Genomic DNA, 24,058 nt, shown 5'->3' on the forward strand with positions numbered 1-24,058 from the left:
AAGCACGCGTTACCATCATTTGTGCGATGACAGATTTTGCTGGCATGCACTGTAGAGATATAAAGGAATATTAACCGATTGTGTATCAGCACAGCTAATCACTATAGCTCAGCTTCTGAGACGGTGTGAGCGAACGATGGCTTGATTTTCTGATAGACCGCTTTTGGCTGATGGCTGCCTGTCACGAAAGGCTGCAGTCGACTGCGGATCACGGTCATTCCGGCGTTATCATCATCTTGATGAATTCTTCATTGCGGTCGATCGCCGCTAGGGCGCCGCGAACATTGCTGGCTATTTCGGCTGAACCGTGCTGCTCGCCCCAAAGCGTAAGCCCCATTATGGCGACCTCCAGGGCGAGTTGGCTTTCATTGACTTTGTATAGCAGGGAAGGGAGAAGGTCAGAATTTGCCATCGCGAATCCTCCGTGAAACAGTCAGCTTAGCAGTCGAATTTTTCGAGAAGATGCTTCACTGCTGCCTTTATTCCAAGCAGGATGCGTGCCACTAGACAAGCCAGTCTGGCTGGTGTGATGTGGGGTAATGCGTCCAATCCATCATCTGGCGGATGACGGATTTATGGTCAGTATGTAAATATCGTCAGCATAAGCTAGTCGCGCTCATAGCAACTAAACAAATTGATTCCTTTGATGTCTCGAAAATCTTTATCATCAGTAATGATATTTAGCACTTGGTTTTCATTCATGAAGTGATAGTAGAGCGCATCGTAACCGTCTACGAGATGGTTTTCCACGGTGTGCATTAATGAGTCCGCGACCCCCGGTGCCAGATTGGCTGGGAGTTCTTTAGCCATACTTTGGATTTGGTCCCAGGCGGACTTAAGTTCTCCGACCACGGCTTTTCGTTCGGTGGCCTTTTTTCTGAAGGATTTTAAGGAAACGTCAGGTGTGTTTTTATATGCTTTAAATATTTCAAACTCTGATCTTTCAATTAGTCTTGTTAGTTCGACCAATGTTAGTGGGGAGTAGTAGAGCGTGCCTTCATTGTCCAGCGCTTTTTCAATGAATTCGGGATAGAATTCAGTCTGATATCCTTTTGGGCCGTTACCAGTAAAGCTTTTCGATGCTGCGTAGGTAATCCAGTACCAAACATTCGTATCTACGAAGAAGTTTTCACCTTTAGAAGGTGGCTGTGTTTTTATATCGAAAAACATTTCACATATCCTTCTGTGCTTGGTCTAGGCCTGTGTTCGTTTTATCGCCACCATCAGCGAAAAATTTTATTGCGTTAGCAATCACTAAGTTGAGAAGTCTCTTCCCGTGATCAGAAATTCCTTCAAACACGAGGGTGTTTTGGAGTTCCTCGATGGTTTTATCCTTGAGGAGAGCGCCTATGCTCGCATTGAGAAAGGGGGATGCGAAGACGTCAATTCCGGAGAAGTCTAGAATGACTTTGCCGCTTCTCCATTCTTTTAAAATTACTTTTCTAAGCTTTATGCCAGAGTTCATCGATATTGCGTTGGTGCCAACAATATCTTTAACGTTGATTACTTTCATTTCATGCCTCTCAAAAATAAGCCGGCGCCAGGTCTTCGCTTTCTGACTTGAGCTTGTAATGTTTGTCGTCGCAGTTAACAGTTATGCTAACTAGCGTTCCTAATAGTCTTCCCGGCACGCTCTGTGTGATATATATACCATGCGGGTTTACTATTGCCATGTAGGAATCGCTGCATACGCGGAGTACACCTCCGTTTATCATTACAAAATCTTTTAAGATGCCGAAACCTAGACCTCTCGGTAAGTCGGGGGCGCTGTCTGTTCTTGTGGAGTTACCCACCTCAAGAGCCCAGTTAAAGGCAGCTTCTTTACCTAAATTAGGAATGTGTTTTTGTACGGAGTTCACTATGCCACCACCCAAATCTAGAACTGATAAAGAAAGTCTTTTTTCTTTCGGCTCATAATATCCGCAGGAGATGACACTTTGTTGATTGTGGTTGTCTTTGAGGCCGTGACCATATGCATTGATAAATATTTCGTAAATGCTGCTTACGATTTCTGCTTTTAGCGATTCTGAAACTGAGAGTTTTTCATTGGTTAACCAGCTGTCTTTAAGATGATCTACGATTTGGGAATCATTCAGAACTGTATCGTGCTGCCTATAGCCGATATAGTCGCTAGATCCGACAATTCCATAATCAGGGTGAACGTAATTCCAGAAACCAAGTTCTTGCAAGCGTTCCAGTAGACGAGAGTTTATTTTTTCAATGCTGAATTGAATTTTTCTAGTGCGGATAAGGTTTCTTAGCCCAAAGCCATTAAACATTTGCCGGCTTTTTTCATGCTGCTTTAAGTAGTTGCATAGGCCACCTATTACAACTAACCCGTTATGGCTTATTATTGAGCATTTTGAAAAATCAAAAATATAGATATTATTTGGTGAGGAGATAATAAAATCAGCAAGCTTGCTCAGATATTTATATCCGGACTCATCATCCCTGATGGGTGGTAGAGGTATTCTGACTGTTTCTGTTTCCATTGCTATCTTTCACCTGATCCTTTGTAGATGAATCTGAATGTAAACGACAAAATATCCGTTTCGGCGTGGCCGCTTTTAGACCTTGGCCATCCGAGGGCGTTTCTACCGCTCATCTGAGCGTACTTGAAAAGTGTCCTGTTTTCTAGGATGTGCGGTTCCCTGACGTGAATTAAATGCCACGTAACCGTTCCCCCGTGATTGTCCGCCTTGAACCGCATCGACAGTGCTTGGGATTGGAGCCGAAAACGGTTACTTAAAATTTGCTGCGGGGATGAGGGATAAGGTGGCGTTTCGTTGTGTTCGACCGGCAGCAGTCGACCTATAGCGGCAATCATCTCAACCTCTACTGAAATTGATAAGCAAAGCTATGAAAGCCGCGAATGGAGCGATCAGCACCAAGCCACCAACAGCGATTGCCCAGCCCTAGGCAAAGCCGCTTTCTCCCTCGAAATGGCCGCCAAAAAACAAGCCTAGTATGTAAACGCCAATCCGATGAGCCAACAGGTTGAGTAAGGCTTCAGAGATTAAATCGATGTTCACCTTGGATGAAACGCTTCATGGGCGATCCTTTCGATGAAATCCTCAGAAATCATAGCAAGGGTTTGCGAAGGCGTTTTTACACACTCTGGGCCGATAGCGGTCATAAAACAATGGTTGCTTTGTATTAGAATCGGCTACTGGATGGCTTCGGATTGTTGGAGACTCGTACCACTTTTTGTACCAATCACTGTTCCTAGAAAGGATTCTCAAGGTGTTCAAGACGCGCGTTTAGCCCTTCTGAGACACCGTGCGCATTCGCCTGCTATTCCGCACAAATGTGGTTAGCGTGTGGTGCTGTTCCTTAAGGAATCTATGGGCGGGCGGAGCTTGGGCAATGGCTTGGGATTGGGCTTTACACAGGCATGGATTGGATTGTCGCTGGTGTCGCTGGTGTTTGGATTGTGTTGGCAGAACACCGTAGGTAACGGAAAAACCAAGGTGTTGCGAAGCAAGGCGTCTTGTTTCGCGGCAAGCGTGCAAGCAATAGGTGCAAATATGCGCTGTCATGGCTTGAGATTTTGGAGGGGAGGGGTGGCAAGATCTTGCCGCTGGGTGCCTGTTGACTACAGGTTAAAGTGCTAAACAGACACCTTAACAGACACCTTGCTAAAGGCTGCTAGGCTGCAACCCTTGAAAAATATGGAGCGGGTGAAGGGAATCGAACCCTCGTTATCAGCTTGGGAAGCTGGAGTAATGCCATTATACGACACCCGCGCAAAGCGACTGACGTTGTACCAGATAGTGGCATTCAATTGAAGCCCTGATTTCAATCGGTTGGCCTGGATCATTCGCCGAGAGGCATCGGATTGGCGTCGGCGAATGGATCCGCAGGTCGGGTACGTCGGCTTCAGAAAGCAAATGCATGGTGGCTCGAAGTCGGGTGGATGGAATAACGGGGGCTGCTGGAGGCCGAGGGTTCGGGCTTCAGGAACTCCGTCAGTGCACGTTTCGAATCGCGGCAGGCGGCCTTGTTTTCCATGTCCAGAAAGTGGCCGGCATCCTGGAGGATGCTGAAACGGCTGTGCTCGACATAGTTGGCGAACAGCGGCGCGTCGCAGGCGCTGGTGTATTCATCGAGCGCGCCGTTGAGGAACAGCACCGGTACGTTGATGTTCTGCGCGGCCGTCAGGTAGTTCTGCGGGTCGATTTCCAGTACCTGGCTGATGTGGTAGTGCATCTGGTCGTATTCATGCAGGTCCAGGCTGCTGACGTGCCGGTAGTTGAAGCGCTTGAACAGCGACGGCAGGTGCTTGCCGATGGTGCCGTTGATCAGTTGCCCGACTTCATGACGGTCGTGCGCACCCAGGTGCGTGATGCCGCGCAACAGGTAGTCGCGCATGGCGTCGTTGATGCGTGGCGAGAACGAGCTGATCACGGCTTTTTCGATGCGCCGTGGCCGGTGCGCCAGGGCCACCAGCGTGGCCGCGCCGCCCCATGAAAAGGACATCACGTGTTCAGCCTGGAAATGGTCGATCAGCTCCAGCAGGATCTGGCCTTCCATTTCGCGGGTCAGCGGTTTTTCATGCCGGTTGTGGGGTTTGGATTTGCCGGCATAGGGTTGGTCGTAGAGCACGATATTGAATTGTGGGTACAGGTTGCGAACGGTCTGGGCAAAGGATGCCGTGGTGGCCAGTGAGCCGTTGACCATCACGATGGTCTTTTCTGCGGTGTCCGAGCGGTAGAACTCGGTGTACACCCTGAACAATCCTTGTATATCAAGCACAGCGGTTTCTGGCCTCATATGTCTTCTCCTGGCGTAGACAAGTGTGCGCGCAAATGAATTTGCACGAGTTTCGTGACAGGTAGGCATACGCCTGAAAGGCCCATGTCGATCCGAACGATCTGTCCGACAGGTGTTGTTATTAGGCGGGCGTTTTGTCGTGGGGCCGGGGCCCGGTACGGCAAAAGGTTTCTTAGAATGCGGGTATGACTTGTCGGTCACATGCAGACCGACGATTGGATTCAAGCAGTCGATCCCGGAACCCGCAAGTGCCGTTCGTACGTTGTTACACGCCTGGAGGGAGGCGTCCGACTGACGGTCAGACGGCGAGGATTTCCGTGGCGCTCAGGGGGCGGTACTGGCCCGGTGACAGGTCCGCGTCCAGCAAGAGCGGCCCCATGCTTTCTCTGTGCAGAATCAATACCTTGTTGTCGAAATGGCCGAACATGCGCTTCACCTGGTGATAGCGGCCTTCGACAATGCTCAGGCGCGCCTGGCGCGGGCCGAGCAGGGTCAGGTGGGCGGGCTGGGTGGTGATGTTTTCGAAGGCGAAGTAAAAGCCGTCGGCAAAACGGGCCACATACCGTTCGTCGATCAGTTGCTCGGTTTCGACGTAATACACTTTTGGTAGCTTGGTCTGCGGCTGGGTCAGGCGCCTGGACCATTGCCCGTCGTTGGTCAGCAACATTAACCCTGTGGTGTTGAAATCCAGGCGCCCGGCAATGTGCAGTTCATGCTTGTCGGGGACGTCCAGCAGGTCGAGCACGGTGCGGTGCTGCGGGTCGGTCGTGGCGCTGACGCAGCCGGCGGGCTTGTGCAGCATGAAGTAGCGTGCCGGCTTGCCGGCCTGCAGTACCTCACCGTCAACCTGCACGCAACTGAACTCACGCACCTCATGCAGCGGATCACGCGCCACCTGTCCGTCGACCTGAACGCGGCCGGCGACCAGCGCCAGACGCACTTGCTGGCGGTTGAAACGTGGCAGGTTGCCAAGAAAGCGGTCCAGGCGCATGGCGTCAGTCGTCTTGTACGGGGGTGGCAAGTTCGATGCCGGCGCAGCGAGGGCACAGGCAGGTCTTGTCGCGCAGTTCGGGCGCCAGGGCGTCGAGGCGCTCAGGCGCGATGCTGACACTGAAGCACCAGCACGGCCGGGTGGCGGTGCGCGGGTCGGCCAGGGTGCAGCGATTGCTCTGCCCGCAGGCCGGGCACAGGGTCGGGTCGGGTGTGTTCATGCCGGCACCGCCTGCTCGATGCACACCTGGTTGCGACCGCTCAGCTTGGCCCGGTACAGCGCCCGGTCGGCACGGGCGATCAGGTCTTGCAGGTTGTCGGCGCCCTGGCGCTCGGTCAGGCCTACGCTGACGGTGACCTGCAAGGTGACACCCGAGAATGAATAGTCGTGGCCTTCGGCAAGCAGGCGGATCTGTTCGGCGACTCGCTGGGCGCCGGCCAGGTCGCTGTCGCGCAGCAGGATGATGAACTCTTCGCCGCCCCAGCGGCAGATGACATCCGACTGGCGCAGGCAACTGCGGAGGTCTTCGGCAAAGCCGGCCAGCACCGTGTCACCGGCCAGGTGGCCGTGGGTGTCGTTGAGGTGCTTGAAGTGGTCCAGGTCCAGCAGCAGCACCGTCAACGGGCTCTGACTGTCGAGGGTATTGCCGGCCAGCAGGTTGAAGCCGCGGCGGTTGGGCAGGCCGGTCAGGCTGTCGAGGGTGGCCTGGGTTTCCAGGCGCTGCTGGTAGCGCCGCAGGATCCTGTGCAGCAGCAACATCACGACCAGGGTGACCACCAGGCAGATCACCAGGTTGATGTAGAGCGACTGGCGCACATCGCTCAGGGCGCTGTTCTCCTGCTTGTCGACGAACAGGTACCAGTTCAGTTCGGGAATGAAGCGCACGTTGAGAAAGTGGCCTTCGCCTTCGGCCTTGTACTCGTAAGTGCCGCTGTGCGGCTTGGGCAGTTTGTCCTGCAGGTCGCGCAGGTTCGGCAGATCCTTGAGCGACTGGCCGATTTTCGCACCCTGTGGTCCGCCACTGGCCCCGGTCAGCACGATGCGCCCGGTGGTGTCGACGAAGTACACGCTGCGGTCATAGCGCTGCTGGTAGCGGTCGATCAGCTTGATCACCGCATCGACCGTCAGGCCTACGCCGGCGGCGCCGATAAAGCGGTTCTCGTAGTCGAAGACCTTGTAGTTGATGAAAAACGTCATGCTGTCCTGGTTGGCCATGTCCGGGTCGACGCTGATCTCGTAGGGCTCGCTCATGTCGCGCACGCGGTAATACCAGGCGTCGCGCACTTCACCCGGCCTGATCTTTTTCAGCACGCCCTTGGCCTGGTAGTAGGTCAGCGTGGCATCGGAAATGAAAAATGCCGTGTAGGCCCCGTAGTGGTCCATGACCTCGCGCAGGTAGCGGGTCATCTGCCCGGTGTTGCGCTCGCCGCCCACCACCCAGTCACGCATGAAGGTGTCACGCGACATCATCGAGGAAATCAGCACCGGCCGGACCAGGTCTTTCTGGATTTCCGAATACACCGTGTCGGATGTCAGCGGCAGTTCGGTGTTGATGATGCTGTCGCGGATCGAAGTCCGCGACGCGTAATAGCTCAGCAGCGATGTGGCCAGGAACCCGCTTGCAAGCAGCACCACCAGGGTCAGTAACAAGGGGCGCTGCGAGGTGACGGTGTTGGGAAAAGGCATGACGAGTCCGGACGGCTGGATAAACCTGAGGGCTGGCATAGTAGACGAAACACCCTGCGGCACTCTATTGGACGATCATTTTGCATTTATCGCGCCATAGGGTCAGGGCGTGATCGGTACGTCCTGGCTCAGTCCTGGGGCACTCCACACCGGCGCCCGGCGCAACAGCCCGGCAAGGGCGGCGCAGCGGCAATGCAGCAGCAGGATCCGGTCGTAATGAATGCCTTGGGCGGCCAGGGTATCGAACAGGTCTTCCAGCGTGGGCGGCAGGCGGCCGAAGCGGTTGCGCACGGTCAAGACATCCATGGGCGCAGGCGGTCGTTGATCGCCGAACGGCCGGGCATTGCTGTTGCGCACGACCTGGGTGATTTCCTGATAGCTCTCGCCGCCCTGGCCCTGGTACTTGGACAGCGTGTAGTTTTTCAGACGGCCGGTCTGCACTGTGCCAGCCATGAGTTTATCGGTCAGGGTCAGCGGCGGCAGCGACGCGCCAGGCGGCACCGCAGTGTTGCCGGCTGCACTGGAAATGCCAAACGGACTGGCGCGCTGATTGACCACACGGTGCAGCGCCGGGTCGATCAGTACATACCCGTGCGGGGCATAGGTATGGATGTGGGTGCCATTGGGGATCGCAACGGTCTTGCTCCAGGGCAGGTGATAGCCGTGGGTGCTGACCACCAGCGTCCGGGCCTGGCCTCGGTCGCAGGTCCACAGCAGAAACTTGCGCCCCACTTTCCAGGCGTGCACGGCCATGCCGCCGAAATGCGGGTGGGGTGCAATCGTCCAGCGCTTGAGCAGGCTGTCGGTGTGGAAGAACTTCTCCAGCCGTGTCTGGCGCCGGCCCGGCGAGCGCCCCAGCCAGGTGCCAAACGTGTGCAAGGAGCGCACCGGTGCCTTGGCTGCGTGCACCCCCGCCTTGCCGACAGTGCCAAGCCTGTTCAGCGCGCCGTACAGGCGAGGCGTCAGGGGAGCCAGGCCGAGCAGTCCCAGGGTCAGCGTCGACAGCAGCGCCTGGCGTTTTTCGGCCTGGCGCTGGCCGGGCAGGTTGGCCTGGGCAATGTCCACGCCCACCAGCCCGGCTTGCGTGGCCAGTGAGGCGAGCATGGCCGGAGTCAGCAGCAGCGACATCGGCGCCAGCAGCCATTGCAGATGCTGCAGGCGTGCGCGCCAGTACTGCAGCGAGGCCTGGCGCGACGTCACGATCAACTGACGGGCGTCCTCCAGTGCATTGGCCTTGAGCGTCTGGCGCATGAAGGGCATGGGCGGGCCGGCTGGCAAGGCATGTTCATGCAAGGCATCGGCGAGGGTGCGGTGCACATCGGGGTTGTAGATCAGGTCGGTCCAGGGCCGCAGTAACGAGGCTGGCGAGGCCTGTTCAAGCCCGCTCCAGTACTTGAACAGGTAGGCAAGCCGTTCGCGATGACGGGCCGGAACATAATTCAGCACCGCATGGCGCCAGCGCTCGTCAGCACTGGCCTTGCAAAGGTAGGCGCTCAGGGCGGTGGCATCGGCAAACTCGATGAACGCCTTGTGCTGCCCGGCCTGGTACAGCACGCGCCGCGCTGTATTGTCCGGACACAGGATCAGCAGGCTGGCACAGGGCTGGCGTGACAGGCCTTCGAGCGGGTTGCTCTGCACGTCAAAACCCAGGGCCTTCCAGCAGGGCGCCGGGCTGTGAAAACTGGCGACGATGGCGGCAAAGCCGCTGCGTTGCAATGCGCCGGTCTTGAGGCTGATCACCGCCTGAGTGACCAGCAGCGCGCACAAGGCGCGTTCGATGCTGTCTTGCTGGCCATCCCAGAACGCAACGATGCGCCGGGTCATGACGGCCAGGAAGTCGGTCTGCTCGATGTACGCACACACGGCAGCGGCCTCGATGGGCAGCACCCGGTCCCGGGCCCATTCGCCCTTGCCGCCGGGGTCGTGATAGACCACGGTCTGGGCGCCATGATCGATATAGCCGCTGGGCGACTCGATCTGGTAATGGCCGATCAGGGCCTTGGCCAGGTTCAGCGGCGTCTCGTCGGGCACGTGGAACCAGGTGTTGGCCTGGCTGACATGGCCCAGCAATGTACGGAATTCGCCAGGCCGGTAGGCGATGAATACCTGGCGTGGGTCAAGGTCCAGGCCATGGTGTTCATGCAGCCAGCTTTTCATCAGTTCGTTTGCGACCTGGTCGGGCCTGGGCAAGGCGTCGAGGATGGCCGGTTGTGCCTGCCAGAGATCGACAGCACAGGCGAGGCTCATGCTGCGGGCGATAAAACGGTGCAGCAGGTCGTCGTTGTGCGGGGTGGGCGAGTCCTCGGCGCACTCGCGGGCAACCTGTAGCAGCGTGCGAAAGACATCGCCTTGCAGGGGGCGCGATTCAAGGCGTGGCGGCTTGTCGTGTGCGGCCGGCTGCTGCTCCAGCCACTGGCGATGCCAGTTCGAGGCGTTCAGGGCCCCGAGCAGGCGAGCAGTCATGACTTCGGGGTCGTCGCTGATGTATTCGATGGGCGCTTGCGCGGTGCCGGGCCGGTGAATGAAACAATGTGCATTGAGCCTGGAGCGGACCTGGAACAGGCCGGGCACCGGCTCATCGTCGATATACAGCAGGCGCACCTCGGCCTTGTCGCCGATACGTCCAGCGGCCAGGGTCTGGCTGTCGGTGGGAAATGAGGCGTAGCCCAGGGCGTCCAGGGTCAGGTAGTAGCCGGCCTGGCTCAGCGTGCCACGCTTGCGCTGGTGTGCCAGCTCATCGATGAACGCCAGCCGGGCCAGGCTCAGCCAGGTATTGGTGTGGCGCTGCCAGAAGGTGTTGAGGCCTTGCAGATAATCATCGAACCAGCGCTGATCGATCACACGACGCAGCACGTCACTGGCGCTCATGTGTTCCAGCCCTGGCAGCGGGCGGTCATCGACTGGCGTGGTACGGGCCAGCGCTGCCAGCTGTTGCAGGTCGGCACTGGCGACGGCCAGTTCGGTCAGGCTGCAATCGAGCAGGTGGTGTTCATCACCATGCTCATCGACCCAGCCCTGGGCATGGCTCAAGCGCAGCCGCAGGTGGTCGGGATCAAGTGGCTGGCCAGCCATGACTTGCAAATGCCCGATCAGGCGTTCGCGTGCATAGACAGGCCAGGGCACGGGGTAGTCCAGGTCCAGTTGCACCGCTTGCAGCAGCAGCGGCGAGTCGCCGATCAAGGCAAAGCCCGGGCTTTTGCGCAAGCGGCTCAGCTGTTTGAGGGTGAGTGGGTCGGCCAGGGGGGAGGGCGTTTCCAGCCCGGGCAGGCGCTGATCGACGGTCGAATAATAGAAAGGTGACAGGGCGAAGGCATTGCCGGCCGGCAGTTGGTCGGCGCGCTCCTGGTCCTGGCCGGGCAAGAAGGCCGGTTCCGGAAATACCGGGGCATTGCTGAAGGTGTCGTGCATGGTGAGGTTCGCAAGTGGAGGGCGACTCACTATGTCGCGACCTGGCCAATGCCTGGGGCTAACTATGTAGCGCGCATCGCTGCGGCTGCTGAAGGGTCGCCCTTTGCTATGAAATTTCTTGTTGCATATTTGTAAAGGGCTGGTCTTGACCTTGAAACCCTTATTTAACGTGGCTTACAGCCTGAAAAACGACAGGTGTCGCTGAAAATGACGCACCAGCGTCGTCGCACTTGCGGCTCGTTTTCCAGTCTGATCTATCGTCCCCCAGTGTATGGATGGACGCCGGCCAGCGTCGCTGGTTGGACCACCTGCGGTCCAGGAGGCCGCCATGTATCGACAATCCTTGTTTGTCTTGCTGCTGTCTCTGTTCATCGCCGGCTGTTACGCAGGCCCTGGCTACTATGAATCGGATGTGTACTCCCGACCCGACACCGAGGTAAGGCGTTACTACGACACCGGTTACAGCCCCACTTATTATCAGGAGCGCCGTATCTACGTCGCTCCCCAGCCACGTTATTACAACCCGCCACCGAGGGTTTACTACCGCGCGCCGCCATCACCGCGTTACTACGCACCGGGCCGTCCGCCCGGTCATGGCTGGGATAACAGGTGGCGTGGAGGGGATCGCGACCGGTATGACCGTCGCCATGACCGGGGTGATCGCGGTGACTACCGGCGTGGGGACCGTGACCAGCGGTCCGGTCACTGGGACCGTCGTTGACCGGGAGTTTCAACCTTCACACACGGCGCTCATCGTAGCGCCGTTTTTCATGCAGGCGTGTGCCCGACGCAGAGCATTTGACTTTGTCGCCCGGCTTTCCTAGTGTCCGCCCATTGTTTTAGTGGGTACTGCCATGACGAATGAAGACCGGATCAAACTCGAACCAAGCTGGAAAGAGGCGTTGCGCGCCGAGTTCGAGAAACCCTACATGAGTGAACTGCGCGAGTTCCTGCGCCAGGAGCATGCCGCCGGCAAGGAGATCTACCCGCCAGGGCCCTTGATCTTCAATGCCTTGAATTCCACGCCACTGGATAACGTGAAAGTGGTGATCATCGGCCAGGACCCTTACCACGGGCCCGGTCAGGCGCATGGCCTGTGCTTTTCGGTGCAGCCCGGCGTGCCGACGCCGCCGTCGCTGATGAACATTTATAAAGAGCTGCACCGCGACCTGAATATCGATATTCCCAACCACGGCTACCTGCAATCCTGGGCCGATCAGGGCGTACTCTTGCTTAATACCACCCTTACAGTGGAGCGCGCCAACGCTGCCTCACACGCCGGGAAAGGTTGGCAGCATTTTACCGACAAGGTCATCGAGGCGGTAAGCGCCCATCAGCCGCACCTGGTGTTCCTGCTCTGGGGCGCCCATGCGCAAAGCAAACGCAAACTGATCGATGCCACCAAGCACCTGGTGCTGACCTCGGTGCACCCGTCGCCGCTGTCGGCTTACAAGGGCTTCCTGGGCAACGGGCACTTCAGCCGCGCCAACAAGTACCTGGAGCAGAACGGCCTGACACCGATCGACTGGCGCCTGCCGGAAACAGTCCAGGCTTGAGACAGGTTGATCGCCGTCGCGCAGCAAACGCCCCCCCTGTAGGAGTAATGCCGGTCAGTTAAGCTGAGTTTCGTCGAACGCAACCTGTGGGAGGGGCTCTGCTCCGGGCGGCGATCCGACGATGAGGCCAGGACAGTCGACAGACAGGCAGCGCTTGTAAACCCGTCATTTCCAGACAGTTGCTGCCTCCCACGGGAACAGGATGGGGTTCAATGGCGAAGCTCAGGCCGCCTTGCGCGCCCAGAGGCGGTATAGCGGTTCGGCCAGAAACAGCACGAACAGCAGGCGCATGACCTGCATGGCCGTGACCAGGGGCACGGACAATTGCAGCACCTCGGCAGTCAGGCTCATCTCGGCGATGCCGCCGGGCATCATGCCCAGGGTCAGCGAGCGCACATCCAGGTGCGTGAGGGCGCCCAGACCCAGGGCGGCCAGCGCCGCAACCAGCATCATCAGCGAGGTGCCCAGCAGGGTGCGTGCCAGAAACGACGGTGCACGCCGAAAGAACGCCCGGTTGAAGTGACAGCCCAGCCCGCTGCCGATCAGCAACTGGCCCAACTGGCTGGCGCCGTTGGGCAGGCCCAGGTTCAGGTCACAGCCGATGCTCAGCACCGAGGTCAACAGCAGCGGGCCGAACAGCCAGGGGTTGGGTTGCCTGAGGCGTTGCCAGAGCACAGCCACCACCGCCCCGCCCAGGCTCAGGCCGACCAGCCAGCGCCAATCGACGCTGACGGCATGCATCACGGCTGCGCCATCGCCCAGCAGGTACTTGAAGATCGCCGGAATGCACAACACCACCGCCAGCACCCGCAGGCTCTGGGCGGCGGCAACGTTGCTGAGCATGGCACCGTTGCGACTCCCCAGGTTGACCATCTCTTGCGAGCCGCCCGGCATGCTGGAGAAAAACGCCGTGGGGCGGTCTTCACCGGTGCGCAGCATCAGCCAGACGCCGATCAGGCTGGACAGCCCGGTGATCAGTGCGCCGAAGAAGATCAGGCCGAAATGCGCCATGACCTGTTCGATGATTTCGGTGTTGAAGTGCAGGCCGATGCCCACGCCGATGATCAGTTGCCCGACCTTGCGCCCGCCCGGAATCGGCTGTACCTGCCAGGGCGTAAGGCAGCGCACCAGGATGATCGCCAGCAACGAGCCGACCATCCAGGGCAATGGCCAGCCCACCAGGCTGGCCAGGAAGCCGCCCAGCAGGCCGATCAGGGGTGTTGGCCACCAGGTGCGCCAGGTACTGTCAGGCATCGGCCAGGGCATTGCGTTGCTTGGCGCGCTTGCGCCAGATGCGGTACATCGGGAACAGCAGCATGAACACGGTCAATACCCAGGCACCCAGGGTGATCGGGCTGTTCCACAGAATGCCCAGGTCACCGTTGGAGATCGACAGCGCGCGGCGCAGGTTCTGCTCCATCAGACCGCCCAGGATGAAACCGAGCAGGATCGGCGACAGCGGGAAGTCCATCTTGCGCAGGATGTAGCCGAAGATGCCGATACCGACCATCAGGAACAGGTCAAACGTGGTGGCATGCACGGCATAAACGCCAATCGCGGTGATGATCGCGATCACCGGTACCAGCGCCCAGTTTGGCACGGCCAGGATACGGGTGAAGATGCGGATCATCGGGATGTTCAGGATCACCAGCATGACGTTGGCGATGAACAACGAGGCGATCAGGCCCCAGACCAGGTCCGGCTGTTGCTGGAACAGCAGCGGGCCGGGGGTGATGTTGTACAGCGACAAGGCGCCGATCATCACGGCCGTGGTGCCCGAGCCCGGTACGCCCAGGGTCAGCATCGGCACCAGGGCGCCACAGGCTGCACCGCCAATGGCGGTTTCCGGTGCGGCCAGGCCGCGCATGTCGCCCTGGCCGAACGTGCCGGTGTTGCCGGCGATGCGTTTTTCGGTCATGTAGGCCACGGCACTCGCCAAGGTGGCGCCGGCGCCCGGCAGTACGCCAAGAATGAAGCCCATCAGTCCGCAGCGCACGTTCACAGCGAATACAGCGGCGGCTTCCTTGACGTTGAACATCATGCGCCCGGTCGCCTTGACCGCTTCCTGGCCACGGTGGGTCTTTTCCAGCAGCAGCAGGATTTCGCTGATCGAGAACAGGCCCAGCACCAGCACCACGAACTGGATGCCGTCGGTGAGGTGGATGTTGTCACCGGTAAAACGGTACACGCCGCTGTTGGCGTCGATACCGACCGCCGACAGAAACAGGCCGATCAGCGCGGCAATGAAGGTCTTCACCGGCCGGTCACCCGCCATGCCGCCCAGGCAGACAATGGCAAAAACCATCAACACGAAGTATTCGGCCGGTCCAAAGGCAATCGCCCATTTGGCCAGCAGCGGGGCGAACAGCACCATGCCGCAGGTGGCGATGAACGCACCGATGAACGAACTCCAGGCCGACAGCGACAGGGCCACGCCCGCCAGGCCCTTGCGTGCCATCGGGTAGCCGTCCAGCGTGGTCATGACTGTGGAGGCTTCGCCGGGGATGTTCAGCAGGATGGAACTGATGCGCCCGCCGTATTCGCAGCCCAGGTACACCGCGGCCAGCAGGATCAGCGCCGATTCCGGCGGCAGGCCCAGGGCAAAGGCGATCGGGATCAGCAGGGCCACGCCGTTGATCGGTCCCAGGCCCGGCAGCAGGCCGACGATGGTGCCGATCAGGGTGCCGGACAGTGCCGTGATCAGGTTGTAAGGGGTGAGGGCCACGCCAAAGCCATGACCCAGGTAGCTGAAAGTATCCACATTAATTCTCCAGAACGCTGAGCAGGCCCAAAGGCAGGGGAACGTCCATGGCTTTATCGAACAGCAGGTAAAGGCCGACGCTCATCAAGGTCACCACCACGATACTGGGCACCCAGCGACCGCCGTACAGGCGCGCCATGGGGATGCCGATCAGGATGCTGGCGAGGATGAAGCCCAGCGGTTCGAACAGGCCGGCAAACACCAGCAGCAAAACGACGCAAAGACCGATCTTGACCAGGGTCTCGCGGTCCAGGGGCGGATCTTCTTCAGTGTGCACGACCGGTGTCGGGCGAAAGGCCGTGTACAAAAGGGCCGCACCCATCAACCCCAGCATCAGCAGGGGGAAGGCGCGGGGGCCGACCGGTTCATAGGAAAACGGGGCCTGGTAAGGCCAGGCCATGACGGCCAGGGCGGCGCATACCAACAGCAGTACGACCGCGAAAATACGTTGCAGGACCATAGGGAACTCCTGAGCCACACCCGCCGGGCAGGTGTGGCCGTCAATGGCAGGTGATTACTGGATCAGGCCGAATTCCTTGGCCAGCACTTTGTAATCGGCAACCTGTTTCTTGACGTAGGTGTCCAGTTCAGCACCGGTCATGGCGAACGGGAACAGCTCGCGCTGGTCACGCAGCTTGGCGAAGTCTTCCGAGGCCAGCACTTTGTCGAACGAGGCTTTCCACCAGTTGTAGTCTTCGTCGCTGACCTTTGGCCCCAGGTAGAAGCCGCGCACCACCGGCCAGACGATGTCGTAGCCTTGTTCCTTGGCGGTCGGGATGTCTTTCATTTCCGGCTCGTCGATGCGCTTGTCAGCGAATACGGCCAGCAGGCGCATGTCGCCGCTGAGGATGTGCGGCATGGAGTCGGAAATGTCGGTACTGCCGACCTGGATGTGACCGCCGAGCAGGGCGGTGGCGATTTCGCCGCCGCCTTCGAGGGCGACATAGCGCAGGTCGCGCGGGTTGATACCGGCGGCCTTGGCGATCAGCGCGGTCTGCATCCAGTCCTGGCTGCCCACGGTGCCGCCGGAGCCGATCACCACCTTGCTCGGGTCAGCCTTCAGGGCCTTGACCAGATCGTCGAGGTTCTTGTACGGCGAGTCGCTTTTCACCGCGATGGCGCCATAGCTGGTGCCAACCGCTGCAAGCCAGCGCACGGCGTTTTCATCGAACCGACCGAACTTGCCTTGCGCCAGGTTGAGCAGCGAACCGCTGGACCAGGCCACGAGGGTGCCGGCATCGGCCGGCCGCTGGGCCACCACCGCGTTATAGGCCACCGCACCCACGCCGCCTGGCATGTAGGTCACGCGCATCGGCGAGGTCAGGATCTTCTCGTTGATCAGTGCGCTCTGCACCAGCTTGCAGGTCAGGTCGAAGCCACCGCCGGGCGAGGCCGGGGCGATGCATTCGGGGCGCTTGGGCTCGGCGGCGAACAGTTGGCTGGCAACCAGCAGGCTGCCGGCGGCGAGGGCCAGATGACGAAGGGACAGGTTCATGGTCAGTCTCCTGAAGCGTTTCTTGTTTTTAGAGGGGGGAAACGGTTGGCGGCGGCCTGGAATTCAGACAGCGAGCATCATCAACGCAGTGGGCTGCATCGAAGTATTGGAAACAGGGGGGTGTGAAGCGATGGCTGCGCGTGGGCAGCGCAAGGGTAAACAAGACGTCCGGCCGCAATAGGCTTGGTCATGGTCAACTCCGTGTACTTATTGTTGTTATTGTTTCAGGTGCACCCTGGCATCCTGACCGACCTCGGTGCCGGGCCTCTGGTGGGCGCGGTATTCGGGCGTTTTGCGGATGCTAAACGACCAACCTTTCACAAACCTTTCAGCTGCCTTTCTGGCAAGCGTTCAATGGCTTCGATTTGTTTCGATGCTTCACAGGCCCCGGCGCGCCTGTAAACTCTGTGTCCACAAGCCATCATGGCAAGCCCCCTCATTCTGGAGACATTGATGCGCGTTCTTCTTGTCGAAGACCATCTGCAACTGGCTGAAAGTGTCGCCCAGGCGCTCAAGGGCGCCGGTCTGACCGTCGATGTGCTGCATGACGGCGTCGCAGCCGACCTCGCCTTGAGCAGCGAGGAGTACGCCATGGCCATTCTCGATGTGGGCCTGCCACGCATGGACGGCTTCGAAGTGCTGGGCCGGCTGCGGGCGCGGGGCAAGAACCTGCCGGTGCTGATGCTGACCGCGCGCAGTGACGTCAAGGACCGGGTGCTGGGGCTCAACCTGGGCGCCGACGATTACCTGGCCAAGCCGTTCGAGCTGTCGGAGCTTGAAGCACGGGTCAAGGCCTTGCTGCGTCGCAGTGTGCTGGGCGGCGAGCGTCAGCAACAGTGCGGTGCGCTGACCTATGATCTCGATACCCGGCGTTTCAGCCTGGCCGGCGAGCTGCTCAACCTGACCTCGCGCGAGCAGGCCGTGCTCGAGGTGCTGATTGCCCGCCCCGGGCGGGTGATGAGCAAGGAGCAACTGGCCTCGCAGGTCTTTGGCCTGGACGAGGAGGCCAGCCCCGACGCCATCGAGATCTACATCCACCGCCTGCGCAAGAAGCTCGACGGGCAGTCGGTGGCCATCGTCACCTTCCGTGGCCTGGGCTACCTGCTGGAAAGCCGCGATGCGTAACAACAGCCTGCGCTGGCGGCTGCTGTGGAACCTGGCCTTGCTGTTGATCGTACTGATGCTGGCCAGCGTCATGAGCGCCTACTGGAACGGCCGTGAAGTGGCCGACACCGCCTATGACCGTACCCTGCTGGCCTCGGCCCGGACCATCGCGGCCGGCCTGACCCAGCGTGACGGCACTCTGAGTGCCGAAATTCCCTACGTGGCGCTCGACACCTTCGCCTACGACAGCGAGGGCCGTATCTACTATCAGGTCAACGACATCAACAAGAAGCTGATTTCCGGCTTCGAGAACTTGCCCTCGCCGCCGCCGGGCACCTTGCGCACCGATGACTACCCGGCACTGGCCAGTTTCTATAATGGCGTGTACCTGGGGCAGGACGTGCGCGTGGTCAGCCTGCTCAAGCCGGTCAGCGAGCCGGGCATGAACGGCATCGCGGAAATCCGTGTGGCCGAGACCCAGGAAGCCCGGGTTGGCATGGCCCGCAGCCTGATGGCCGATACCTTGTTGCGCCTGGGGATGCTCGGCGGTGGTGCGCTGCTGCTGGTGTGGTTCACGGTCAGTGCTGCGTTGCGCCCGCTGGAGCGTCTGCGCAGCGCCGTGGAGGAGCGCCAGCCCGACGACCTGCGGCCCTTGCCGATGGTCGAGGTGCAGCACGAATTGCGCCCGCTGGTCGGTGCGTTGAATCACTTTACCGAGCGCTTGCGCCGGCAGTTCGAACGGCAGGGGCAGTTCATTGCCGATGCCGCCCATGAACTGCGCACCCCGCTGGCCGCGCTCAAGGCCCGGGTCGAGCTGGGGCTGCGCGAACAGGACCCGGTGCAGTGGCGCAATACGCTGGAGCTGGCCGCGCAAAGCACTGATCGGCTGACGCACCTGGCCAACCAGCTGTTGTCGCTGGCGCGCATCGAAAATGGCGCCCAGGCGATTGCCGAAGGCGGTGCCCAGCGGCTCGACCTCAGCCAGCTGGCGCGGGAGTTGGGCCTGGCCATGGCGCCCCTGGCGCACGCTCGTGGCGTGGCCTTGGCTCTTGAGGCCGATGAGCCGGTCTGGCTGAATGGCGAGCCAACGTTGCTCAACGAGTTGCTCAGCAACCTGATCGACAACGCCCTGGCGCATACGCCGTCAGGCGGCAATGTAGTGCTGCGCGTGCACGCACCAGGCATCCTTGAGGTCGAGGATGATGGTTCGGGCATTCCCGAGGCAGAGCGGGAGCGGGTCTTCGAGCGCTTCTACCGGCGCAGCCAGCAGGGTTCCGGCACGGGGCTGGGCCTGGCAATCGTCGGCGAAATCTGCCGCGCCCACCTGGCCCAGATTTCCCTGCACGACGGCGCCGAGCGCGGGCTCAAGGTGCGGGTGAGTTTTGGCTAGCGCTATCCCTGTCGGCTATGCCCTGTAGGAGCGCGCTCTGCCCGCGACCGAGTGCGCAGCGCTCGCAAAATTGTATAGACGCTGAAAATTTACGACTGCTACGCAGCCGGTCGCGGGCAGAGCGCGCTCCTACAAGCCTTGTGACAGCGCTGTGCTCAGTAAAGCATCCTGCTGGCCTCGTCCATCTCGACGCTCAACTGCCCGCCGGCCGGGTCGAGCCCGAGCCGGTGAAACGCCGGCAGGTCGGGCAGGTCGACCTGGCCGAACGGGTGATTGCTGCCTTTGTACAGATGCACGCTCGCCACTTGCACCAGGTCGATGTAGTCAGCCTTGGCAGAGACGCGTGTCAGGTCCTGGAACTGGCCGGGCAGGCTGGCCAGCGGCTCGGGGAAATCCCATGAGCGCAGCAGCCGTTCGCCGATGGTGGGGTGAATGTTGTCGATCACATGATTGAGGCTGACGGGGTCGGCGAGCAGTTCGAAGTGGTCCTCGGCATAGGTCAGGATCGGCAGGACGCCGATCAGGTGCACCAGGCCTGCAAGGGTCGCCTGGTCGGGCTTGAGCCCGGTATAGCGCTGGCACAAGGTGTAGCCGATGCCGGCGACCTGCAGGCTCCGTTGCCAGATTTCGCGCATCTTGTGTTCGATTACCGGCGATTTGGCATGGAACATCTGTTCGACCACCAGGCCGATCGCCAGGTTGCTGGTGTAATTCACGCCCAGGCGCAGGATGGCAGTGTTCACGTCGCTGACTTCGACGCTGCCGCGCAGCATCGGGCTGTTGGCCACCTTGATCAGGCGCGCCGACAAGGCCGTATCGCTGCCAATCACCCGGCTTAGCGCGACGACGCTGATTTCGGTGTTTTCGGCAGCCTGGCGGATTTTCAGGGCAACTTCGGGCAAGGTCGGCAGGAACAAGGCATCGCGGTCGATGGCCTTGATCAGATCTTTCTGTACCTCATCAGCCATCTTGCTCATGCTAAGTCTCGTAGCTGTGGGTTTCTTGTATAGCCGACAGACGCGTTGCCTGCCGGTTCAGTTCAGCGTTGGGTTTCCAGCTTGCTGTCCAGGGTGTAAGGCAGGTCGTGCAGGTGCAGAACAGGGCCTTCGGCGGTGCCCAGGTGAATCTCGCCGGCCTCGGCTGCATCGTTCTGCAGCACCGCCAGCAGTTCGCTGCCGTTGGCCGTGCGGGCCGCCAGCACCACATTGCCCACGGCACTCTTGTGCGTGGGTGAAAACAGCGGTGTGTTGGGCTCGGGCGCCTCGGCGCTGTCCAGGCTCAGGCGGTACAGATGGCGCTTGAGCTTGCCCAGGTACTGCATGCGCGCCACGATCTCCTGGCCGGTGTAGCAGCCTTTCTTGAAACTCACGCCCCCTACGGCCTGCAGGTTGATCATCTGCGGGATGAATTCTTCGCGGGTCGCTGGCATGACCTGGCCGATGCCGGCGCGGATCTGGCCCAGCAGCCAGTCATTGAGCGAGCCCTCGGGCAGCAGGGCGACCAGGCGGGCCTTGATGGCTTCAGCGTCGCCAGCACGTACCCAGAGTTCGATCCTGTTCGGGCTGACGCGGGTGGCAATCAACTGTTCGTTGCGCACCAGGCTGTCGGTCTCGCCGGGCAGTTCCAGGCCCAGGCCGGCCAGTGCGGCGTCGCCGTCCTGCAGGCCGAAACGTACCCAGGCGGCGCTTTCATCGGTGAGTTTCGACTTGGAAAACACCGCGTACTTGCGCAGGTCGAGCAGTTGCGGCTCGATCAGTTCGCCGGCCATGGCCAACAGGCAGCCATCGGCCTCCAACAGGATGCGGAAGCTCGACTGCATGCGGCCTTTTTGCGTGCAGCGCGCGCCCAGGCCCGAGCGGTTTTCATTCAAGTAGTTGATATTGCAGGTCAATTGACCCTGCAGGAATTTGCCGGCGTCCACGCCGCGAACGGCCAGGACACCTTCGTGAGACAACGTGCAGAAGAAAGCTGATTCGGCCATGGTCATCGCAAAGTCTGAAAAAGAATGACGCACATCATAGTGGTGCAACCTCAATAAGGGTATACGCAAACCGCCCTGTGCCTTGTGCGATTCGCGCCCGGGCCGTGGGGCTGTATACTCAGCGGCTACTTTGAGGAGCGATCCATGGTCGAAGATGTAGAACTCAACCGTCTTTTCTGGCACAGCCGTCGCGGCATGCTGGAGCTGGACGTGCTGCTGGTGCCGTTTGTGCGGGAGGTGTATGCCCACCTCAACGAGGTCGACCGGGCGCTTTATCGTCGCCTGCTCGAATGTGAAGACCAGGATATGTTCGGCTGGTTCATGCAGCGCGGTGAGTCCGAGGACCCCGAGTTGCAGCGTATGGTTCGCATGATTCTGGACCGTGTCCAGCCCAAGTGAGTCGTTCGAATGCCGCTGGCAGGCCTCCAGGGGCCTGCTGGCAGCGTATGGGCTGACGCAGGCGCTGGCGTGGCTGGCCCTGTGGCTGCTGGCTATTCCCTCATGGGGCAGTCTGGGTGGCCTGCTGCTGTGCCTGGTCCATGCCGCCTGCGTGCTGCCGCGCGCCATCCTGCTCAGCCATCCGCGAGCGTTCAAGGCGCTGCGTCACGGGCGTGAAGGCTGGCAAGTGTGGAGCGGGCAGGGAGGGTGGCAGGCGGTCGAGGTCGCCCCTGACAGCCTGGTGCTGCCATTGATGGTGGTGTTACGTGTACATCTGTTGCACGGCGAGCGGCCCGACTGGCGGACGCGCTCGGTGTGCATCGCCCGTGATGCGCTGGCGCCGGATGTTCATCGTCGCCTGCGCGTGCGGCTCAGGTTTGCCCGGCGCGGCTGATTCAGGCCTTGAAGTTGTTCGGCACCAGCACGGTGTCCAGGGCCTCTGCCAGCATGTCAGGGTAGTCCAGCGTGTAGTGCAGGCCGCGGGATTCCTTGCGTTCCATGGCCGAGCGGATCATCAGCTCCGCCACCTGGGCCAGGTTGCGCAGCTCGATCAGGTCGCGGCTGACCTTGTAGTTGCTGTAGAACTCGTCGATCTCATCCAGCAACAGGCGCACCCGGTGCTGGGCGCGCTGCAGGCGCTTGCTGGTGCGCACGATGCCCACGTAGTCCCACATGAAGCGCCGCAGCTCGTCCCAGTTGTGCGCGATGATCACGTCTTCGTCCGAATCGGTGACCTGGCTGGCGTCCCAGCCGGGCAGGGCGCTGGGCATGCCGATCTCGGTCAGTTGCTCGACGATGTCGGCGGCTGCCGAGCGGGCATAGACAAAGCATTCGAGCAGCGAATTGCTGGCCATGCGGTTGGCGCCGTGCAGGCCGGTGCAACTGGTTTCGCCGATCGCGTACAGGCCCGGCACGTCGGTGCGCCCCTTGCTGTCGACCACGACGCCGCCGCAGGTGTAGTGCGCGGCGGGCACCACCGGGATGGGTTCGCGGGTGATGTCGATGGAAAACGCCAGGCAGCGTTCATAAACGGTCGGAAAGTGCGACTTGATGAAGGCTTCGGGCTTGTGGCTGATGTCCAGGTAGACGCAGTCGATGCCCAGGCGTTTCATTTCATGATCAATGGCCCGGGCCACGATGTCGCGTGGCGCCAGTTCGGCGCGTTCATCGAAGCGCGGCATGAAGCGCTCGCCGTTGGGCAGCTTGAGGTACGCACCTTCCCCGCGCAGGGCTTCGGTTACCAGGAAGCTCTTGGCCTGCGGGTGGTACAGGCATGTGGGGTGGAACTGGTTGAACTCCAGGTTGGCGACCCTGCAGCCCGAGCGCCAGGCCATGGCAATGCCGTCGCCCGAAGCGCTGTCCGGGTTGCTGGTATAGAGGTAGACCTTGGCCGCGCCACCGCAGGCCAGGATTGTGAAGCGCGCGCCGTGGGTGTCGACTTCGCCGGTGTTGCGATCGAGCACGTAGGCACCCAGGCAACGCTGGCCGGGCAGGCCCAGGCGAGGTTCGGTGATCAGGTCCACCGCAACGCGCTGCTCCAGCAATTCGATGTTGTCGCGCTTGCGTGCCTGCTCCAGCAGGGTCCTGAAGATCGCCGCACCCGTGGCATCGGCCGCATGAATGATGCGCCGGTGGCTGTGACCACCCTCGCGGGTCAGGTGGAATTCGAAACTGTGCGCCTGCTCGTCGCCTTCATCGTCACGGGTAAAGGGCACGCCTTGCCCGATCAGCCACTCGATGGCCTCGCGGCTGTGCTCGACGGTGAAGCGCACGGCCTCTTCGTTGCACAGGCCGCCGCCGGCATTGAGCGTGTCCTCGACATGCGACTCGACGGTGTCGGTGTCGTCCAGCACGGCGGCCACGCCGCCCTGGGCCCAGAATGTCGAGCCGTCGGCCAGGTCACCCTTGCTCAGGATGGCAATGCGCAGATGGGCGGGCAGGGTCAGGGCCAGGCTCAACCCCGCCGCACCACTGCCGATAACCAGAACGTCATGCTGAAAATGTTGGCTCATCTATCAACTCCGCGTCGAGCGGCCACTAGTATAAGTATAGGGGGACCGGCACAATAGCCTCGCTTTACATGGCAATGTGAGACCACAGGCGGGGGGCGGATTGTGCGCCAGTCGCCGACGCCATGCCTACCGTTTTCGATGCAATCGCTCGTTGAGGTCCGACAGCGGCAGTACGAGGCAGCGATCAGGGTGGGCAGGGTGGGGCTTGAGCCTGCAATTACGGGGTGCGGGAACTTTTCAGCCCGCGCCACGCTCAATAGCAGGTTGCCTGTATAAGGAACAGCGTCGGCTATGCCGAAAAGGATCATCGGCAGCGAAATCGACGACAAGACTATTCACGCAGCCGGGCCTTGCCCGCGCTGCGTTTTTCGTGCGGGCCAGTTCGGTGCCGGCAGGAAACTTGCCTGAAGGGGGAGAACTTTTGTCAAAAGCCCGAGTCTATGTTTGCAAGCCTGAACGATGG

General features: G+C 60.4%; 22 protein-coding genes and 1 tRNA gene. 6 read left to right on the top strand and 17 right to left on the bottom strand.

Features of this window, described 5'->3' with window-relative positions; all coding sequences use genetic code 11:
• Positions 1 to 214: 214 nt before the first annotated feature.
• The 10 genes from ASF84_RS01590 to ASF84_RS01630 all read right to left on the bottom strand — a co-directional run bounded on the left by ASF84_RS01590 (position 215) and on the right by ASF84_RS01630 (position 10,858).
• Complete coding sequence (locus ASF84_RS01590; RefSeq protein WP_056834540.1) at positions 215 to 412, bottom strand: hypothetical protein; 198 nt, start codon at positions 410 to 412, stop codon at positions 215 to 217.
• Positions 413 to 606: 194 nt separating this feature from the next.
• Positions 607 to 1,170: a type II toxin-antitoxin system VapC family toxin gene (locus tag ASF84_RS01595; RefSeq protein ID WP_056834542.1), complete on the bottom strand. Its 564-nt coding sequence runs from the start codon at positions 1,168 to 1,170 to the stop codon at positions 607 to 609.
• Position 1,171: 1 nt separating this feature from the next.
• Complete coding sequence (locus ASF84_RS01600) at positions 1,172 to 1,513, bottom strand: STAS-like domain-containing protein (RefSeq protein WP_056834544.1); 342 nt, start codon at positions 1,511 to 1,513, stop codon at positions 1,172 to 1,174.
• A 10-nt stretch (positions 1,514 to 1,523) separates the two neighbouring features.
• Positions 1,524 to 2,492: a hypothetical protein gene (locus ASF84_RS28250; protein ID WP_082481251.1), complete on the bottom strand. Its 969-nt coding sequence runs from the start codon at positions 2,490 to 2,492 to the stop codon at positions 1,524 to 1,526.
• A 1,180-nt stretch (positions 2,493 to 3,672) separates the two neighbouring features.
• A tRNA-Gly gene (locus ASF84_RS01605) sits at positions 3,673 to 3,746 on the bottom strand.
• A 133-nt stretch (positions 3,747 to 3,879) separates the two neighbouring features.
• Positions 3,880 to 4,773 (bottom strand): alpha/beta fold hydrolase, encoded by an 894-nt coding sequence (locus tag ASF84_RS01610; protein ID WP_056834546.1) that lies wholly within the window; start codon positions 4,771 to 4,773, stop codon positions 3,880 to 3,882.
• 298 nt (positions 4,774 to 5,071) lie between these two features.
• Positions 5,072 to 5,764, bottom strand: a complete 693-nt coding sequence (locus tag ASF84_RS01615; RefSeq protein WP_056834547.1) for a pseudouridine synthase — start codon at positions 5,762 to 5,764, stop codon at positions 5,072 to 5,074.
• 4 nt (positions 5,765 to 5,768) lie between these two features.
• On the bottom strand, positions 5,769 to 5,984 hold the full coding sequence (locus ASF84_RS01620) for a cysteine-rich CWC family protein (RefSeq protein ID WP_056834549.1): 216 nt from the start codon (positions 5,982 to 5,984) through the stop codon (positions 5,769 to 5,771).
• Positions 5,981 to 7,450 (bottom strand): sensor domain-containing diguanylate cyclase, encoded by a 1,470-nt coding sequence (locus ASF84_RS01625; protein ID WP_056834551.1) that lies wholly within the window; start codon positions 7,448 to 7,450, stop codon positions 5,981 to 5,983. Before ASF84_RS01625 ends, ASF84_RS01620 begins: the two co-directional genes overlap by 4 nt.
• 102 nt (positions 7,451 to 7,552) lie before the next feature.
• On the bottom strand, positions 7,553 to 10,858 hold the full coding sequence (locus tag ASF84_RS01630) for a dermonecrotic toxin domain-containing protein (protein WP_056834553.1): 3,306 nt from the start codon (positions 10,856 to 10,858) through the stop codon (positions 7,553 to 7,555).
• 328 nt (positions 10,859 to 11,186) lie between these two features.
• Between ASF84_RS01630 and ASF84_RS28260 the strand changes: the two genes are divergently transcribed.
• Together ASF84_RS28260 and ung are read left to right on the top strand one after the other, a co-directional pair.
• Complete coding sequence (locus tag ASF84_RS28260; RefSeq protein ID WP_236709345.1) at positions 11,187 to 11,579, top strand: hypothetical protein; 393 nt, start codon at positions 11,187 to 11,189, stop codon at positions 11,577 to 11,579.
• 133 nt (positions 11,580 to 11,712) lie between these two features.
• On the top strand, positions 11,713 to 12,414 hold the full coding sequence (gene ung, locus ASF84_RS01640) for a uracil-DNA glycosylase (RefSeq protein WP_056834558.1): 702 nt from the start codon (positions 11,713 to 11,715) through the stop codon (positions 12,412 to 12,414).
• A gap of 222 nt (positions 12,415 to 12,636) precedes the next feature.
• Here the strand turns inward: ung and ASF84_RS01645 are convergent, their stop codons facing one another.
• From ASF84_RS01645 to ASF84_RS01660, 4 genes are read right to left on the bottom strand one after another with little or no spacing between them, the layout of a single operon-like run.
• The gene (locus ASF84_RS01645) at positions 12,637 to 13,668 is read right to left on the bottom strand and encodes an AbrB family transcriptional regulator (protein ID WP_056835329.1); all 1,032 of its coding nucleotides are present in this window, start codon (positions 13,666 to 13,668) and stop codon (positions 12,637 to 12,639) included.
• Complete coding sequence (locus ASF84_RS01650) at positions 13,661 to 15,175, bottom strand: tripartite tricarboxylate transporter permease (protein ID WP_056834561.1); 1,515 nt, start codon at positions 15,173 to 15,175, stop codon at positions 13,661 to 13,663. The genes ASF84_RS01645 and ASF84_RS01650 overlap by 8 nt, the downstream gene beginning before the upstream one ends.
• 1 nt (position 15,176) lies before the next feature.
• Positions 15,177 to 15,635, bottom strand: a complete 459-nt coding sequence (locus tag ASF84_RS01655; RefSeq protein WP_056834564.1) for a tripartite tricarboxylate transporter TctB family protein — start codon at positions 15,633 to 15,635, stop codon at positions 15,177 to 15,179.
• A gap of 54 nt (positions 15,636 to 15,689) precedes the next feature.
• Positions 15,690 to 16,676 carry a Bug family tripartite tricarboxylate transporter substrate binding protein gene (locus tag ASF84_RS01660; RefSeq protein ID WP_177339442.1) on the bottom strand — a complete coding sequence of 329 codons (987 nt, stop codon included), beginning with the start codon at positions 16,674 to 16,676 and terminating at the stop codon, positions 15,690 to 15,692.
• Between the two features lie 447 nt (positions 16,677 to 17,123).
• Here ASF84_RS01660 and ASF84_RS01665 point away from each other — a divergent pair, with 447 nt between their 5' ends.
• Both ASF84_RS01665 and ASF84_RS01670 read left to right on the top strand, forming a co-directional pair.
• Entirely contained in the window at positions 17,124 to 17,795 is a 672-nt protein-coding gene (locus tag ASF84_RS01665; protein ID WP_056834569.1) for a response regulator, read from the top strand.
• Positions 17,788 to 19,164, top strand: coding sequence for a sensor histidine kinase (locus ASF84_RS01670; RefSeq protein WP_056834571.1), 1,377 nt, complete (start codon positions 17,788 to 17,790; stop codon positions 19,162 to 19,164). The genes ASF84_RS01665 and ASF84_RS01670 overlap by 8 nt, the downstream gene beginning before the upstream one ends.
• Positions 19,165 to 19,319: 155 nt before the next feature.
• Here the strand turns inward: ASF84_RS01670 and ASF84_RS01675 are convergent, their stop codons facing one another.
• Positions 19,320 to 20,141, bottom strand: coding sequence for an HDOD domain-containing protein (locus ASF84_RS01675; RefSeq protein WP_056834573.1), 822 nt, complete (start codon positions 20,139 to 20,141; stop codon positions 19,320 to 19,322).
• Positions 20,142 to 20,203: 62 nt separating this feature from the next.
• Positions 20,204 to 21,145 carry a CAF17-like 4Fe-4S cluster assembly/insertion protein YgfZ gene (ygfZ, locus tag ASF84_RS01680; RefSeq protein WP_056835331.1) on the bottom strand — a complete coding sequence of 314 codons (942 nt, stop codon included), beginning with the start codon at positions 21,143 to 21,145 and terminating at the stop codon, positions 20,204 to 20,206.
• 144 nt (positions 21,146 to 21,289) lie between these two features.
• On the opposite strand from ygfZ, the gene ASF84_RS01685 reads away from it, so the two are divergent.
• Positions 21,290 to 21,544, top strand: coding sequence for an FAD assembly factor SdhE (locus tag ASF84_RS01685; RefSeq protein WP_056834575.1), 255 nt, complete (start codon positions 21,290 to 21,292; stop codon positions 21,542 to 21,544).
• Positions 21,528 to 21,977: a protein YgfX gene (locus ASF84_RS01690; RefSeq protein ID WP_056834577.1), complete on the top strand. Its 450-nt coding sequence runs from the start codon at positions 21,528 to 21,530 to the stop codon at positions 21,975 to 21,977. Before ASF84_RS01685 ends, ASF84_RS01690 begins: the two co-directional genes overlap by 17 nt.
• A 1-nt stretch (position 21,978) precedes the next feature.
• Here the strand turns inward: ASF84_RS01690 and nadB are convergent, their stop codons facing one another.
• Positions 21,979 to 23,595, bottom strand: coding sequence for an L-aspartate oxidase (gene nadB / locus ASF84_RS01695; protein WP_056834579.1), 1,617 nt, complete (start codon positions 23,593 to 23,595; stop codon positions 21,979 to 21,981).
• Positions 23,596 to 24,058: the final 463 nt, after the last annotated feature.

The organism is Pseudomonas sp. Leaf127 (assembly GCF_001423155.1).
Classification (GTDB): Bacteria; Pseudomonadota; Gammaproteobacteria; order Pseudomonadales; family Pseudomonadaceae; genus Aquipseudomonas; species Aquipseudomonas ovata.

Excerpts from the sequence above, each read along its gene's own strand:
- ASF84_RS01590 (WP_056834540.1), bottom strand. The coding sequence starts at position 412 with ATGGCAAATTCTGACCTTCTCCCTTCCCTGCTATACAAAGTCAATGAA.
- ASF84_RS01595 (WP_056834542.1), bottom strand. The coding sequence starts at position 1,170 with ATGTTTTTCGATATAAAAACACAGCCACCTTCTAAAGGTGAAAACTTC.
- ASF84_RS01600 (WP_056834544.1), bottom strand. The coding sequence starts at position 1,513 with ATGAAAGTAATCAACGTTAAAGATATTGTTGGCACCAACGCAATATCG.
- ASF84_RS28250 (WP_082481251.1), bottom strand. The coding sequence starts at position 2,492 with ATGGAAACAGAAACAGTCAGAATACCTCTACCACCCATCAGGGATGAT.
- ASF84_RS01610 (WP_056834546.1), bottom strand. The coding sequence starts at position 4,773 with ATGAGGCCAGAAACCGCTGTGCTTGATATACAAGGATTGTTCAGGGTG.
- ASF84_RS01615 (WP_056834547.1), bottom strand. The coding sequence starts at position 5,764 with ATGCGCCTGGACCGCTTTCTTGGCAACCTGCCACGTTTCAACCGCCAG.
- ASF84_RS01620 (WP_056834549.1), bottom strand. The coding sequence starts at position 5,984 with ATGAACACACCCGACCCGACCCTGTGCCCGGCCTGCGGGCAGAGCAAT.
- ASF84_RS01625 (WP_056834551.1), bottom strand. The coding sequence starts at position 7,450 with ATGCCTTTTCCCAACACCGTCACCTCGCAGCGCCCCTTGTTACTGACC.
- ASF84_RS01630 (WP_056834553.1), bottom strand. The coding sequence starts at position 10,858 with ATGCACGACACCTTCAGCAATGCCCCGGTATTTCCGGAACCGGCCTTC.
- ASF84_RS28260 (WP_236709345.1), top strand. The coding sequence starts at position 11,187 with ATGTATCGACAATCCTTGTTTGTCTTGCTGCTGTCTCTGTTCATCGCC.
- ung (WP_056834558.1), top strand. The coding sequence starts at position 11,713 with ATGACGAATGAAGACCGGATCAAACTCGAACCAAGCTGGAAAGAGGCG.
- ASF84_RS01645 (WP_056835329.1), bottom strand. The coding sequence starts at position 13,668 with ATGCCTGACAGTACCTGGCGCACCTGGTGGCCAACACCCCTGATCGGC.
- ASF84_RS01655 (WP_056834564.1), bottom strand. The coding sequence starts at position 15,635 with ATGGTCCTGCAACGTATTTTCGCGGTCGTACTGCTGTTGGTATGCGCC.
- ASF84_RS01665 (WP_056834569.1), top strand. The coding sequence starts at position 17,124 with ATGCGCGTTCTTCTTGTCGAAGACCATCTGCAACTGGCTGAAAGTGTC.
- ASF84_RS01670 (WP_056834571.1), top strand. The coding sequence starts at position 17,788 with ATGCGTAACAACAGCCTGCGCTGGCGGCTGCTGTGGAACCTGGCCTTG.
- ASF84_RS01675 (WP_056834573.1), bottom strand. The coding sequence starts at position 20,141 with ATGAGCAAGATGGCTGATGAGGTACAGAAAGATCTGATCAAGGCCATC.
- ygfZ (WP_056835331.1), bottom strand. The coding sequence starts at position 21,145 with ATGGCCGAATCAGCTTTCTTCTGCACGTTGTCTCACGAAGGTGTCCTG.
- ASF84_RS01685 (WP_056834575.1), top strand. The coding sequence starts at position 21,290 with ATGGTCGAAGATGTAGAACTCAACCGTCTTTTCTGGCACAGCCGTCGC.
- nadB (WP_056834579.1), bottom strand. The coding sequence starts at position 23,595 with ATGAGCCAACATTTTCAGCATGACGTTCTGGTTATCGGCAGTGGTGCG.